Here is a 229-nt window from a genome sequence, read left to right on the forward strand (position 1 = left end):
GGATAAAAACTTATGAAATTCTCCCTACAGGATATAAACCGAAATCTGTCACCATCAGTAAACAAGCTGACAAGTGGTTTATCTCTTGGAAAATAGAAATAGAAACGACTCAAACCCAGAAAAATCAAGAGTTTGTAGGAGTTGATTTAGGAATAAATCATCTAGCAATATTATCAACAGGAGAAGTATTTGATGGAGTAAAAAGTTATAAAAAGTATGAGAAAAAGTT

General features: G+C 31.4%; 1 pseudogene. It reads left to right on the plus strand.

The annotated features are described in order from the left end of the window. Positions 1 to 229, plus strand: a pseudogene (locus FFR48_RS28750) (RNA-guided endonuclease TnpB family protein); the annotation flags it as partial.

The sequence above is a fragment of the Sphaerospermopsis reniformis genome (assembly GCF_005402885.1).
In the GTDB taxonomy this organism is placed as follows: domain Bacteria; phylum Cyanobacteriota; class Cyanobacteriia; order Cyanobacteriales; family Nostocaceae; genus Sphaerospermopsis; species Sphaerospermopsis kisseleviana.